This is a genomic window from Brevundimonas sp. GW821-FHT02A10, assembly GCF_059422025.1.
This window is the reverse complement of record NZ_JBWKWC010000001.1, coordinates 154,157-168,393: the sequence shown is the minus strand read 5'-3', so window position 1 is coordinate 168,393 and position 14,237 is coordinate 154,157. Positions and strand designations below refer to the sequence as shown.

Annotated in this window: 7 protein-coding genes and 1 pseudogene; 2 read left to right on the top strand and 6 right to left on the bottom strand. The window is 67.6% G+C overall.

Going from position 1 to position 14,237, the window contains the following annotated elements; translation table 11 throughout:
- Positions 1–16: 16 nt before the first annotated feature.
- The gene (locus tag AC07U0_RS00725) at positions 17–1,087 is read right to left on the bottom strand and encodes a DUF2332 domain-containing protein (protein WP_494718120.1); all 1,071 of its coding nucleotides are present in this window, start codon (positions 1,085–1,087) and stop codon (positions 17–19) included.
- Positions 1,088–1,562: 475 nt separating this feature from the next.
- Between AC07U0_RS00725 and AC07U0_RS00720 the strand changes: the two are divergent.
- Positions 1,563–3,317: pseudogene (locus AC07U0_RS00720) on the top strand (methyl-accepting chemotaxis protein); the annotation flags it as partial.
- A 469-nt stretch (positions 3,318–3,786) separates the two neighbouring features.
- Positions 3,787–6,315 carry a TonB-dependent receptor gene (locus AC07U0_RS00715; protein WP_494718119.1) on the top strand — a complete coding sequence of 843 codons (2,529 nt, stop codon included), beginning with the start codon at positions 3,787–3,789 and terminating at the stop codon, positions 6,313–6,315.
- 105 nt (positions 6,316–6,420) lie between these two features.
- On the opposite strand, the gene AC07U0_RS00710 is transcribed toward AC07U0_RS00715, so the two are convergent.
- The 5 genes from AC07U0_RS00710 to AC07U0_RS00690 form a co-directional block, all read right to left on the bottom strand.
- Complete coding sequence (locus AC07U0_RS00710; RefSeq protein ID WP_494718118.1) at positions 6,421–8,667, bottom strand: CHASE2 domain-containing protein; 2,247 nt, start codon at positions 8,665–8,667, stop codon at positions 6,421–6,423.
- 47 nt (positions 8,668–8,714) lie between these two features.
- Positions 8,715–10,061: a FecR domain-containing protein gene (locus AC07U0_RS00705; protein WP_494718117.1), complete on the bottom strand. Its 1,347-nt coding sequence runs from the start codon at positions 10,059–10,061 to the stop codon at positions 8,715–8,717.
- Positions 10,061–10,786 (bottom strand): response regulator transcription factor, encoded by a 726-nt coding sequence (locus tag AC07U0_RS00700; RefSeq protein WP_494718116.1) that lies wholly within the window; start codon positions 10,784–10,786, stop codon positions 10,061–10,063. Before AC07U0_RS00700 ends, AC07U0_RS00705 begins: the two co-directional genes overlap by 1 nt.
- 119 nt (positions 10,787–10,905) lie before the next feature.
- Positions 10,906–11,664 carry a transglutaminase-like cysteine peptidase gene (locus AC07U0_RS00695; RefSeq protein WP_494718115.1) on the bottom strand — a complete coding sequence of 253 codons (759 nt, stop codon included), beginning with the start codon at positions 11,662–11,664 and terminating at the stop codon, positions 10,906–10,908.
- A 315-nt stretch (positions 11,665–11,979) separates the two neighbouring features.
- Positions 11,980–14,232, bottom strand: coding sequence for a TonB-dependent receptor domain-containing protein (locus tag AC07U0_RS00690; protein ID WP_494718114.1), 2,253 nt, complete (start codon positions 14,230–14,232; stop codon positions 11,980–11,982).
- Between the last annotated feature and the right edge of the window lie 5 nt (positions 14,233–14,237).

Genomic DNA, 14,237 nt, shown 5'->3' with positions numbered 1-14,237 from the left:
CCGGCAGAGGCGTCGGTCAGGCGGCGACCGCCGTCTGAACTTCCGAGACGTCGAGCCATTCCAGCCAGTCGCCATAGGGGTGGCCCTTGGCCAGGACGATGCTCTTGCCGGACGGCCACGACGTGAGGCGCAGCTCGACCTCGCTGCGGTCCTTCGTCCACTCATAGCCGATCCAGATCAGCGGGCGTTCGGCGGTCGCCATGGCGCCGGCAGCGGCGATCATGATCGAGATCGCCTGACGGTCCCACTCGGGCAGGTACTGCAGGAACATCGAGTGGACGATGGCGCGGCACTGTCCGAACTCCTGCGGCCGGGTCAGCTGTTCCGTCAGCCAATCCATGGCGTCGCCGCGCTCGATCCGCGGCGGATGCGCCGTCGCGATCTGCAGGGCGGCCTCGAGCCGCTTCGAGCGCTCGGGCCGGTCTGCCCAGGTGAAGGACAACAGGCGTTCACGATCATTGGCGTCGGCGGCGTTCAGCGGATGCAGATCGACGCCGCGCGCGAAGGCGATGTCCACGGGGGCGATGGCCGGCGCCGCGCCGCGCCACTGGGGCGCGATACGGACCGGAGAGGCGGGATCGCCCGCGACCAGGCCGCCGAGATCATAGGCGTATCGCGCGAGATTCAGGTTCAGACCGCAGCTGGAGCCCAGTTCGAGCAGTTCGAACGGCATGGGCCGATCCAGCGGCGCCGCCATGAGGGCGGACATGATCGCAGCCGCACGGGCGATCTCGTTGGTCTGGGTCGGTTCGCGCAGCCAGTTGGCGATGAAGCGGTCTTCCTGCGCCAGGGCCGCGGCGACCGCGCCGTCGAAGTCGTCGTGCTCGCGGCGGTACAGGGCCGCGAGATATTCAGGATTGCCGCGGCGGGCGAGCGCGTGGAGGGCACCGTTGAAACGCAGGGCGACGGCGGCTGCGGCGAGATCGCCCGACCAGTCCATGACCATGTTCGCGCTGATCGGCGCCTTGAGGAGCTGCCGATCGACGGCTTCAAGAACGGAGGCCAGGAAGGGGGAGCCCATCTCGCGGCAACGCTGGGCCTGACGCAGGAATTCATGTCTGGCGTCGGCGGTCGTGAGCACAGTCATCAATTCACGATCCGCATAGTCATCTAATCCCGATGCGCCCTTCCAAGTACTTCGGAAGTATCCGCAATCTAATCGTCCGCGCCGCGGCCAGCCACTTCAGCCGGTCATTCGCGTGCCGTCGATGCTTCGGTAGCTAGGCCACGATCGTTAAATTCATATAAATTCCCGCGGGCGAGACGCTCCCGGAGTTCGGACCTGAGACCGGTGTCAGCCCCGTCACCGTTCGTCGACGCTCGTATCGGGCGGGCGTCGGGATAGGTAAAAATACGTAGTTTATACAGGCGAGTGCTTGAAGCGTGGGCTTCCTTTGCCCGTTAACCGTCCCTTCAATCAAATGTAGTCAATCGTAGCGGGTGGGGGCTGCGTCACGAACGCCGAGGTATCGGCCGGTCGGAGATGCAAAACTCACGGCCCAACACATCAAACGCCCTTGTGTCTCAGGCTGACCACGTAAACGAAGTTGCAAATCAAGAACATGATCGCTGCGATGAATATTACTCGAAAACTGAGCCTGTCATTTGTTCTGATCTGCGTGTCCGCCGCGATCATGATGACGGTGTTCTTCGGCACGATCTGGATGATCCGGTCGTCGACGGACAGCAACAACCTCAGCCAGTCGATTCACGCAAACGCGCTGTCGCTTGAAACCGCCATCCTGCGCCAGAACAGCCAGTTCCGGGGCTTCCTCGTGACCGGGGACGAGAGCTATCTCAAGTCCTACTACGAAGGGCGCGACGAATACGACACCATCTACACCGAGATGAAGGGCCTTCTGAAGGATCCCGCCAACCTGAAGAGCCTTGAGGACTCGCATACGGCGACCCTGGCCTGGCGCAAGGACTGGGGCGACCGGATCATTCAGGTCGTTCGCTCGGGTCGCCGCGACGAGGCGCAGCAGATGGTGCGCGACGCCGGCAAGAAGGTCCTGGTCAGCGAGGCGGTCCTGCCCCTGCGCGACATCCGGACGGCCGAGGCCGAGCTGATCGCCAAGAACGGCAAGAACCAGGAAGACGCCATCGTCACCGCCATCGCCGCCCTGATCCTCGGCGGCATCGCCCTGATCGCGACCGCCATGACCCTGTCGGTCCTGCTGAGCCGCACGATCGCGCGTCCGATCACGATCCTGACCGCCGCCATGGCGCAACTGGCCAAGGGCGACAACCACATCACTGTCGACGCCGGGCGCGCCGACGAACTGGGCGACATGGCTCGCGCCGTTCTGGTGTTCCGCGATGCGGCCCTGGCCAAGGCCGAGGCTGACCTCGCCAAGGCGGAAGCCGAACGCGCCAAGGAGCAGGCCGACCTGGCCAAGGTCGGCGCCGACGAGGCCCAGCGCCGCGTCGTGGAAGCCCTGGATACGGCGCTGGAAGCCCTGGCCTCGGGCGACCTGACCCACGTCATCAGCCGGCCGTTCGCGCCGGAATACGAGCGCCTGCGCAAGTCGTTCAACAGCGCCGTCGAGGGGCTGGAGCAGAGCATTTCCAGCGTCGCCCGTTCGGCGCAGAGCGTTCACTCCGGCGCCGCCGAGATCTATTCGGCCTCGGAAAACCTGTCGCAACGCACCCAGCAGCAGGCCACCCGGCTGCAGGAAACCACCACGGCGACCCAGCAGGTCACCGGCATGGTCGGCGAGACCGCCCAGCGCGCCGCCGACGCCCGCACCGCGATCACCGTGGCCAACGCCAATGCGACCGAAGGCGGCGCCATTGTTGACGAGGCCGTCTCGGCCATGGACGCCATCCAGTCGAGCTCGGAAGAGATCGGCCAGATCATCAACCTGATCGACGGCATCGCCTTCCAGACCAATCTTCTGGCGCTCAACGCGGGCGTCGAGGCGGCGCGCGCCGGCGACGCCGGCCGCGGCTTCGCCGTCGTCGCCACCGAGGTTCGCGCCCTGGCGCAGCGTTCCGCCGATGCGGCGCGCGACATCAAGGCGCTGATCACCAAGTCTTCCGAACAGGTCCAGTCGGGCGTCGGCCGCGTCGGCGACACCGGCAAGATGCTGGCCCGGATCGGCTCCAAGATCGGCGACACCAATGCGCTGATCAGCGAGATCGCGCACAGCTCGGGCGCCCAGGCCGACAAGCTGAAACAGGTCAACAGCGCCGTCGCCAGCATGGACAGCATGACCCAGCAGAATGCTGCCATGGTCAAGGAAGCCACCGCCGCCGCTCGCAGCCTGGCGACCGAGGCCGACGAGCTGGCCCGACTGGTCGCCCGCTTCCGCCTGGGCGGCGATGCGGACCGGTCCTATGAAGCCGAAGCGACCCACGGGGACGCCGACTGGTCGTTCCGCAACGTGGCCTGAGGTCAGGGCGGGCGTCGGATCCGGCGCCGAATTCCGGACATCGAGGGTAGGGCCGGCGTTTCGCCAGGCCCGGTCTCTCTGAGGTCTCCAATCGGGCCAGAACCGAACGGCCGACTGTCTCGATATCATCCAGAGGAAGCGGCGGCGTTTCACGTCTCCGCTTCTGACCTTGAGCGCCGCGGGTTTCCTGCGGACGTCCGGGGCGGGCTGCCGCTACGTCAATATTTTGATGTAATGATGTTCTTCGGGTCTTAGGTAGAAATACTGATAAGTCCCGTTTTCGTACATTATAGCTAGCAGCGTTACTGATATTTAACCCATCTATTCTATATAGGTAACACTACGTATTTCAGAAGAAATGCGCGCAACCAAAAAGACCTGCGGGGACTGAATGAACTACCTCTATCTGTCGGCGGCGATCATGCCGCTTCTGCTGGCCGCTCCGGCCATGGCCGAGGCGCCCGCCGCCACCCCGCCTGCCGCGACGGCCCAGGGTCCGGCTGCCGACGCCCCGATCCGCACTGCTCCCAAAGCCTTCAGCACGGGCGTCGCCAAGGGCCGCGACCTGCTGGACTCCGCCATTTCCGCCAGCACCCTGGATGAAGTCGACCTGCCCAAGGTCGGCACCTCCAGCGTCGCCGGCATCATCGGCAACCTGCCGGGCATCCGCGCCGAAACCTCGGGCATCGACGGCGTCTCGTCGGTGACCGTGCGCGGCCTGCCGCTGGCCGCCGACGGCTCCAAATATCTGCAGATCCAGGAAGACGGCCTGCCGGTCCTGGAGTTCGGCGACATCCACTTCGGTTCGACCGACATGTTCCTGCGCGCCGACATGGGCCTGTCGCAGGTCCAGGTGATCCGCGGCGGTTCGGCCTCGACCTTCGCCTCCAACTCGCCGGGTGGCCTGATCAACTTCATCTCCAAGACGGGTGAAGAAGAGGGCGGCGCCGTCATGGTGACCTCGGGCCTCGACTATGACCTGAACCGCGTCGATTTCGACTACGGCGCCCCGCTGGGCGACGGCTGGCGCTACCACGTCGGCGGCTTCTATCGCCAGGGCGAAGGCCCGCGCGACCTCGGCTACGACGGTTTCAAGGGCGGTCAGTTCAAGGCCAACCTGACCCGCCAGCTCGACCACGGCTACATCCGCTTCTACGCCAAGTATCTGGACGACCGTCAGCCGAACTACGCCCTGTTCCCGCTGGTCGCCTCGGGTTCGAACAGCGATCCGAGCTTCGCCAGCCTGCCGGGCACGGACGGTCTGCGCGACACCACCCTGTCGAACGACACCGCCATCTATAACGGCGTCGACCAGAACAATAATCCGACCACCTTCGATCGCCGCAACGGCGTGCACGGCGTGGTCAAGTCGGTCGGCGCCGAAGGCCAGTACGACATCAACGGCTGGACCATCACCGAGAAGCTCCGTTACTCGCGGATCTCGGGCGAGTTCAACGACGACATCTCGCTGGTCAGCATGCCGGCGACCTCGCTGATGGCCGCCTTCGCCGGTCCGGGTTCGCGCCTGAGCTACGCCACCGGCCCGAACGCCGGCCAGGTCATCGCCAACCCGGCGACCCTGAACGGCAACGGCCAGTTGCAGATCGGCGTCTACGCCAATATGGATCTGAACAGCCTGGACAACATCACCAACGACCTGCGCGCCTCCAAGGTGTGGAACGTCGGTGAAGGCAAGCTGACGACGACCTTCGGCCTGTACGCCTCGTCGCAAGATGTCGACATGTACTGGAGCTTCGCCAACGCCCTGGAAGGCTATACGACCGGCGGCGCCGCCGTGCGCTACAACCTGACCACGGCGACCAATATCCCGGTTACCGACAACGGCATGATCGCCTACGGCTTCGCCACGGCGACGGCGCTGTACACCTACCACCAGCGCTACGACGTCAACTACAAGACCCTGGCGCCCTATGCCTCGGCCAACTACCAGATCGGCAAGCTGGCCGTCGGCGCCAGCATCCGTCTGGACCACGGCGACGTCAGCGGCGACCTGTACGGCGCCAGCCTCGGTGGCGCCCGCGTGGGTCAGGCCACGATCGACGTCAATGGTGACGGCGTCATCAGCCTGCCCGAGACCAAGGTCGCCGTCCTGCCGCTGTCCCAGCCGGGCACGGTCGACTACGGCTACGACTACGTCTCCTACTCGGTGGGCGTGAACTACCGTATCGCCGAGCCGGTTTCGGTCTTCGGCCGCTACAGCCGCGGTGGCCGCGCCGCCGCCGAACGTCAGCTGTTCTCGCCGACGCAGTTCAACTCCACCACCGGCAAGCTGGTCGACTCCGACACCGCCTATGGTGAGGTCCAGCAGGCCGAAGCCGGCGTCAAGTTCCGCCAGGAAGGCCTGACAGCCTACGCCACGGCGTTCTGGGCCTCGACCGGTGAGACCAACTCGCAGATCGGCGCCGACTCCTCGGGCGCGCCCAAGGTGATCAGCTTCACCCGCGACTACAGCGCCACCGGCATCGAGCTGGAGAGCGAGTACAGCTACGGACCGTTCAGCATCGCCGTCGGCGCCACCTACGCCAAGGCCAGCATCGACAGCGACTCGGCGAACGCCGCCCTGGAAGGCAACCGTCCGCGTCACCAGCCGGAACTGTTCTACAACGTCCGTCCCGAGTACGAGCACGGCATGTTCACGGTCGGCGCCACGATCAACGGCACGACCAGCAGCTATGCCCAGGACGACAACGTCCTGGTCCAGCCCGGCTATGTGATCGTGAACCCCTACGTCTACGTCCGGCCGGTCCGGAACGTCGAACTGGGCGTCACCGCCTTCAACGTCTTCGATGAGATCGCGATCGTGAATATCGGCGCCAGCGCCATCCCGGCTTCGGGCGTGGTCCAGGCGCAGACGCTGAACGGCCGCACCATCTCGGCCTCGCTGCGCTACACCTTCTGATCGTGACGGCCGCGGCGGTGAAAGCCGCCGCGGCCTGAGTGTCCAGTACCCAGCTTCCCGAGAAGCCCGCCTCACGGCGGGCTTCTTGTCATTCTTGGCAGGGTCTCAGCCGGCGTCGGGCAGGGTCAGGGTGAAGCGGGCGCCGCCGCCCGGTTCCGGAGCCGCGCTCGCGCTTCCGCCATGCCGTTCCGCCACGATCCGCACGAAGGCCAGGCCGAGGCCGACGCCCGGCTTCGCATCGGCGGCCTGGTGGAAGGCCTCGAACAGGCGCTCGGCCTCTTCCGGCGGGAAGCCCGGGCCTTGGTCCCGCACGGTGCAGACGTGGAACCGGCGTCCGCCGATCTCGGCGGCTTCCAGGGTGCAGGCGACCGTGCCGCCCCGCGGCCCGTACTTCAGCGCGTTGTCGATCAGATTGACCAGGGCGCGACCGACCAGAACCGGATCGCCGACGACCAGCCGCTCCTCGTCATCCTCGGAGGTGACGATCGTGGCCTCGCGCGCCTGGGCCTGGGGCCACAGATTATCGGCGGCCTCGATCAGCACCTGGCCCAGATCAAACTCGCGTCGGTCCATGACCTGGGACTCCGCGCGGGCGAGCTGCACATAGCTTTCGGCCATGGCGAGGGTGCGCCGGGCATAGTCGCCGATGCGGCGCTCGAAGCCGTCGTCGCGCGGCGTCTGATCGGCCAGCAGGGTGAGGATCGACACCTGCGGCGAGCGCATGTCGTGGCTGAGGAGTTGCAGGGCCTGTTCACGCTGGCGTTCGGCGACGCGGATCGCGGTCACGTCTGCCAACCGCACGATGCCGCCGGGCCGGGCGCCCCCGGCGAGCTCCAGTCGCGCCTCGTCCAGCTTGAGCACCTCGCCGGTGGCGGTGCGGATCTCGCGCGCCGGGCCGGTCCGGGCCAGCAGGCTTTCGAGCGGTTCTGCGCCGATCCGGGCGAACAGGTCGTCGATGTCTGAACCGGCCATTTCCCCTTCCGCCTGGAAGAGGTCCGCCGCCCGGGCGTTGGCCAGGAGCACATGTCCCGTGTCGTCGATCACCAGCGTCGCGTCGGGCAGGCTGCGAAGGGTGTCGGAGATCAGCCCGCTGAGGTCCCTGAGCCGCAGCAGGGCCGCTTTCAGAACTGTGGCCTGACGGTCGATATGGTCGCCTGAAGCGTGGGAGGCGGCGAAATCCGCGAGCCAGGGGCCGTCCGCCCGGAAGGCGTCGATCTCGGTCTGCATATAGGCTGACGCGGCTTCCAGCCGGCGCCAGCTCCACAGAGGCCAGGCCAGGGCGACGCCAGCGACCGCCGCCACAGGCGCCAGCCAGATTCCGGCGAGGAAGGCGAGGCTGCTGACGATGAAGATCGCCGCGATTGTTCCGACACCCGCCGCGAGACTGATAGCCGGGCGCAGCATCAGGAAGGCGGCCATCAGTCCCCACAACGGGATGAGGGACAGGAAGGCCAGCAGGGACGAGGGTATGGCGCGGATGGCGTCACCGCGGATCAGGGTGTCGAGCAGGGCGGCCTGGATCTCGACGCCGGGCCTCAGTTCGCCGTGGGGCGAGACCGGGGTGGCGAACCGGTCGCCCAGACCGTCGGCGGTCATGCCGACCAACACCTGTTTGCCGGTCAGGAAGCCGGCCGGGATCTCGCCGCGGACCAGATCGACGAAGGATACGGTGCGAACCGATCCGGGCGGGCCACGATAGCGGATCAGGGTCGATTGCAGCGGGGTCAGATATGGCGACGTCGTTTTCTGGCGCGCCTGCGTGATGACTCCGCCGGTCGCCGTTCGCATCCGCGCCGTCATATGGGGCCAGGTCTGCCCGCCCGCGGCCATGAACAGCGGCAGGCGGCGCACCACGCCGTCGGGGTCGGGCGTCAGGTCAACATGGCCGAGGCCGGCGGCGGCGGCGGCCAGTTCGGGAATGGGCTCTACCACCCCGAAGGCGGCGCCGTTCTCGCCGGGTTCCTGAAGCAGTTCCGCCAGCCAGGTTCGGCCGTTGCGTGACAGGGCCTGGCTCAGTGCCGGATCGGCGTCGGCCTCGGGCTCGGCGAACAGGACGTCATAGCCCACCGAGGCGGCGCCGGCCTCGGTCAGCCGGTCCAGGGCCCGGGCGTGCAGGGTCCGCGACCAGGGCCACCGGCCCAGGGCCTCAATGCTGCGGTTGTCGATGGCGACCACGACCACCTGTTCGCTGGCGCGTCCCGGCGAAAGGGCCAGCAGGGCGTCGTAGATCCAGTTGTCCGCGCGGCGGGTCGGCGATCCCAGCGCCAGCCAGACGACCAGAAGTGACAGGCCCAGGCCGACGACCAGCCATTCGATCAGGGTGCGGCGGTCGGCCAGTCGCGGGCGGATCATGCCGCGCCAGCCTGTCCGGGCCTCGCTCCAGGTCGGAAGGCGGAATGTCAGGGGACGCTCAGGGATGCGGGCGGCGACCAGGCTTCGACGGGTTTGCCATCGACGCGCCAGACGGACATCACCCGCCAGCGATACTCGCCCGAGGGCAGCGGCGGCAGGATGATGCCGGGCCGGGGCACGTCAGTCCGATCGGCCACCAGGGTTCCGTCCGCCCGCGCGAGTTGGAAGCGGTAGCTTTCGGCGCCCTTCGGCGGGGTGCTCCAGTGGAAGGCGCGGCCGCCGCCGGCCTGGGGCTCGACGCTGAGGCCGCTGACGACGTTCAGGGCGCGGACGAAGCGGTAGTCGGCGGGCATGCCCTCGAGGTCTAGCGGCGAGACGGCCGTCAGCCGAATGAAATAGGGGCCGTCGGGCAGGGGATAGATGTCGATCGTCGCCTCGCCCGGCCGCGACTGGCCGCTGCTGACGATGTTGGCGAAGTCGGCGTCGGTGGCGACGACGGCCCGGTACCGGGCGGCGCCCGCCACGGGCGTCAGGGTGAAGGACAGCATGCCGCCGGCCTGGATGGCGTTGTCGGGAAGCCAGGCGGGTTCGGGCAGCAGATCGACCAGATCGGCACGACCGTCGGCGATGGCCACGCCCTGGCGCGGGGCGGCGATCAGCGGCTCCAGCCCCTCGGGCGCGACATGGACCGATCCGCCCAGGACCTCGGTCTGGGCCCGGTCGGCGGCGCCGTCATAGCCGATGCGGAATTCGGTGCCGCGCACGGCCGAGGCCGACAGCGGGGTGCCGACCCGGAAGCCGCCGGGCGACCGGACGGGCGAGACGCGAAACTCGGAACGGCCGCCCAGGACGGTGATCTCCTGGTCGACGGCGCCGTTGAGAGCGTAGGCGCGCAGGCGGGTCAGGCGGACGCGGCTCATGGAGGGCACGGACACGGTCCCGCCGTCGGGCAGGCTGAAGCGGGCGTTGGCGTTGGCCCCGGTCTCGATCTCGGCGCCTTCGCCGAGCACGGCGCCGACGCGGGTCGCGACGGCCCCGCCCTGACGCAGGCTGACGTCGCCGCGGAAGCTGACCAGACGGGCCTGGACCGGTCGCGTCCTGAGCAGGGCGACCGGCAGCCTCAGGGTCATGCCGACGGGCAGCCGCAGCGGATCAGCGACGCTGTTCAGCGTCTGCAGCGCGCGCCAGTCGGACTCCCGTTCCAGATGGGCCCCGGCGATACTGCGCAGGGTGTCGCCCTGACGGACCACATAGGTGAAGGTCTCGCCGGACGCGCGAACCTGGGGAGCCGGGGCGGGTTCGGCCGATGCCAAGCCCGGCAAGGCGACGCCCGACAGGCCGGCGAGCGCCAGCCAGGCGGCAGCTCCCAAAGCGGCAAGCCGGGCGATCCTCATCAGGTCTCTCCGTCTGCGGTCCCCGCGGCCGGGGCCGCCGCCTCGATCCGCTCCAGACGGTATCCATAGCTGTAGACGGGGGCCAGACGGAAGCCCGCATCCGGCCGCAGGTTCAGCTTGGAGCGCACGCGGGAAATATGCATGTCCAGGGTGCGGCTGTTCAGGTCGGGATCGCTGCCCCACACCGAGTCGAGCAGATAGGAGCGCGACAGGGCCCGGTTCAGGTTGCGGAACAGGGTCAGGGCGACGGCGAATTCCTTGGCGGTCAGGCTGACCGCCGCGCCACTCGCCGTGGCGGTCCCGGTCGCCGGATCCAGCACGACATGGCCATGGGTTTCGGAGGCCTGGGCCTCGGGGGCGCCATAGGCGCGGCGCAGCAGGGCGTGGATGCGCGCCTTCAGGACCGGCTTGGACACCGGCTTGGTCAGGAAGTCGTCGGCGCCGGCGCCCAGGCCCTCGATCACATCCGAATCGTCCGACCGGCTGGTGACCAGAAGGATTGGCGGGGGAGGGGTCAGGTTGTTCTGCGCCCACTGGATGACCTCGACGCCGGACTTGTCCGGCAGCTGCCAGTCCAGAACCATCAGATCGAAGGTCTCGCGGCGCAGGGCGGACAGCAGCGCGTTGGCCCGGGAAAAGCCCGAACCCTGGAAGCCCGCTTCAGAAATGGTGTCGAGGATCAGTTCGAGCTGAACGGGATCATCATCGAGAGCGGCGATCTTCATCGGGTCCTTCGGTCGTGGGGGAGCGGCCGGGCGGCGCAAGAGTGTCTGACGTCCATCATGCCCATGTCGGCGCGCCAAGACTGTAAAATCTCGTATCAGGTGAGAGGATGGGGCGCCGCTCAACCGATGCTGCGCCATTCCAGGGGCTGGCCGGGCATCTGGCGCTCGATCCAGCGGTAGCTGGTCTTGTCCCAGCGGACGATCCAGGGCGTCAGATTGTCCAGCACCATGTCGCCCTCGTCGGTGGCCAGGACCAGGACGGCGTGCAACTCGCCCCAGGACGTGCGCACGATCGCGAAGGTCAGTGTGTCCGCGGGGATGCCCGCCTCGATCAACTGGTGGCGTTTGGTCATGGCGTAGTCCTCGCAGTCGCCGCTCTGGTTCTGGCCGGACTGCAGCGCCCAGTAGTCGGTCTGGCCGTAATGGGCCGCATCGCTGACCGCGCGAATGTTGCGGTTGACCTGCTGGTTGACGCCGCGGACCAGGGCCCAGAGGTCGGCGGTCATCGTCAGCGTCTGCGAGGGCTCGCCCGAGGTTGCGGAGGCGTTGTTCTGAAAGGCCCCGGTGTCGGCGTCTTGGGCCGCCCACGCGATCAGTCCCAGCTCGACGTCCGGCGTCGCGTCGGTCGCGAGGTCGTCGAAGCCCATGGCGTGGGGCGCCAGGTCGGCGCCGGTCGTGGTTTCCGCCTCGCGGGTTCGTTCGCCGGAGGCGGGCGTCGGGGTGTTGGTGTGGCCGAAAGCCTCGCGCCAGTAGCGGGTCCGGGCCTCGCGCTGGATCCGGGCGTCATCGACCTCGCCCGAGGCCCGGCATTCGCGCGGCAGACGCTGGCACATGGCCAGGAAGCCGGCCGGGGCCGCTGCGGCAGTGATCAGGGGCATGGTTGCACGGGAAGCGGCGGGCGTGGTCGCCCGTCCGTCCGCCGCGTGGCTGGGGGACACCCCCGCCACGAGCGAAAACCCGATTGCCAAACCCGTGATGACCGCTGACCGGAACACTGCAAAATCTCCTCGAATGTCGAGGAGCGAGATGCCGAAGTGCGGTCCTTAAGAACAGTGGCCAGTTGTAAAACGTTGTATGCCTATAACTTTCGTCCTATCGGGCGAAAGTTATAGGTAAATACAGTATAGAAAGTAGGAACTGATCGTCTTTTCTTTGTTGGTTTAAGTTGTTTGAGTTTCTTGTGGGGGTGTCACTCAGCCGCCGGTCGGAGCGCCGCCGAAGTCGAACTGCTCCTGCTGCTGGCGACGGGGCCCGCCCCCGAAGGTCCAGGTCAGGCCGACATAGGCGGCCCGACCGGCGAATTGACGCTCGGTCCGCTCGCGGAAGGTCGGGGTGTCATAGGTCGTCACGTCGCCGAACTGGTTGAAGAGGTCGCGCACCGTCGCCTGGAAGGCCAGGGTCTCGGTCAGTTTGCGGCGGTAGCCCAGGTTGACCATGCCGCCCGCGTCGCGCGTGCCCTGGGCCAGCAGGGCCTCGCCGTTCCACTGGGCGGCGATCTGGAGGAAGTCCTTGGGCGTCGGCTGCCAGTTCAGGTTCACGCGGCCCGAGACCTGGGTCCCCGACCGGTCGGTCGCGCCGGGAAGGCCCGCGGCATCGATCTCCTGACGGAAGACATTGACGCTGGCGTTGTAACGCAGGCTCGGGATCAGGGCGCCGTTGGCCACGACCTCAAGCCCGACGTCGCGCCGGGCGCCGAGGTTCTCGGGCCGGGTCAGGAAGACGCCGCCGCCGATGTCGATGGCGACGTCGGTGAAGGCCTTGCGCGTGTCCCGGAAATAGGCGGTCGCCTGATAGAAGGTCTGGCCCGAGCGACGCTGCCACATGGCCTCGAAGGCGTCGGTCTCCTGCGGCTCCAGATCGGGGTTGCCCGAGCGCACGTTCAGCGGATCGACGTAGGAGACGAAGGGGTTCAACTGGAACGGCTGGGGACGCTGGATGCGGCGCGAATAACTGGCGCGGACCGTCTGGGCGTCGTCGAGCTTGTAGGAGACGTGCAGCGTCGGATAGGCGCGGAAATAGTCCTGGCTGGCCGTCACGCCGCTGCTCACGGCGTTGACCTCGATGTCCGCCTGCTCCAGCCGCAGGCCGAACTGGGCTGAGAGCTTTTCGCCGAACGGCCGCTCATAGGTCGCATAGAGGGCGTGGACCGCCTGTTCGGCCTTGAAGCGGCTGGACAGGGCCGGGACGACGGTCAGGCCGGCTTCGGTCGCGCCGCGGCTGACGCTGTTGTCCTGACGCGGCTGGCGAACTTCCAGTTCATAGCCGAGGCGCAGCCGGGCCTCGCCCATCGGCCGGACATAGGCGCTGCTGAAGGCCGTGATGGTGAAGGCGCCGTCGTTCACCACCCGCTCGTAGGACTGCGGCCCGGCGGGGATCGAGGGGGAGGCGACGGTCGCGAGGTCGAGGGTGTTGTCGCCCTGGTCGATCCGCAGCTCATTGGTCCACTCGTGGCCCTGGTCGTCGAAGCGGTGCAGCAGGCGGGCGGTCAGGCCCCGGTTGCTGAAGGTCTGGTCGACGTCGCTCTGGCGGGTATAGGCGGAGTTGATCGCGCCGCCGGCTTTGCGGCTCTCGAAACGATCGTCGATGACGCCGGTGTTGTGGAAGTCGGCGCCACGCGCCTCCAGCGTCAGCTGATCCTTGTCAGTGAATTTGTACTCCAGGCCGAGTCGGCCGTTGAAGCCGTCGACATCCGCGTTCACGACCTGGTTCAGGTGCGAGGGCAGGAACTGACCCGAGACGGTGTCCAGCTGTGCGCGGTCGCGGTCGATCAGTTGTTCGATAGTGTCGTGGCGATAGCCGAGGTCGCCGGACAGGGTCACGGGGCCGCGGGTCTGTGATCCACTGACCCCGAGGTTCCAGCGGCCGTTGTCGCCGACGTTGGCGCGGACGGAGCCCGTGGTGCTCATGCCGGGCTTGGGCTGGTTGGGCTTGGAGATGAGGTTGATCACCCCGCCGGAACCCTCGGGGCTGTAGGCGGCCGAAGGGTTGGTCATGACCTCGATGCGGGCGAATTGGGCGGCCTGCATCTGCTGGATCGCCTGGGCGCGGCCTTCGCCGGTCAGCACGCCGGCGGGGCGGCCGTCGATCAGGATGGTGACGTTGCTGTCGCCCCGCAGGGAGACATTGCCCTGGGGATCGACGTCGACGGAAGGCACGTTGCGCAGGGCGTCGGCCAGGCTGCCGCTTGAGGCCTGAAGGTCGTTGGCGAGGCTGTAGCTGGTGGAATCGATCGAGCTGCGGATGGCGTCGGCGCGGCTGGTCACGGTGACGTCGGCGACCGTCGAGGCCTGCTCCTCCTTCGGGTCGGGCGTCTGTGCAGGTGTCTGGGCAGGCGCGTGGCTCGGGGCGGGGATTGGCGCCGTTTGAGCCATCGCCGGGAGCGCGAGCATGGAGGCGGTCAGGGCAGTGGCGGCCAGAAGGGCGAACCGGGCGGGGGAGGCAGTCATGCGTT

Coding starts and splice junctions, on each gene's coding strand:
- AC07U0_RS00725 (WP_494718120.1), bottom strand. CDS start 1,087: ATGACTGTGCTCACGACCGCCGACGCCAGACATGAATTCCTGCGTCAG.
- AC07U0_RS00715 (WP_494718119.1), top strand. CDS start 3,787: ATGAACTACCTCTATCTGTCGGCGGCGATCATGCCGCTTCTGCTGGCC.
- AC07U0_RS00710 (WP_494718118.1), bottom strand. CDS start 8,667: ATGATCCGCCCGCGACTGGCCGACCGCCGCACCCTGATCGAATGGCTG.
- AC07U0_RS00705 (WP_494718117.1), bottom strand. CDS start 10,061: ATGAGGATCGCCCGGCTTGCCGCTTTGGGAGCTGCCGCCTGGCTGGCG.
- AC07U0_RS00700 (WP_494718116.1), bottom strand. CDS start 10,786: ATGAAGATCGCCGCTCTCGATGATGATCCCGTTCAGCTCGAACTGATC.
- AC07U0_RS00695 (WP_494718115.1), bottom strand. CDS start 11,664: ATGCCCCTGATCACTGCCGCAGCGGCCCCGGCCGGCTTCCTGGCCATG.
- AC07U0_RS00690 (WP_494718114.1), bottom strand. CDS start 14,232: ATGACTGCCTCCCCCGCCCGGTTCGCCCTTCTGGCCGCCACTGCCCTG.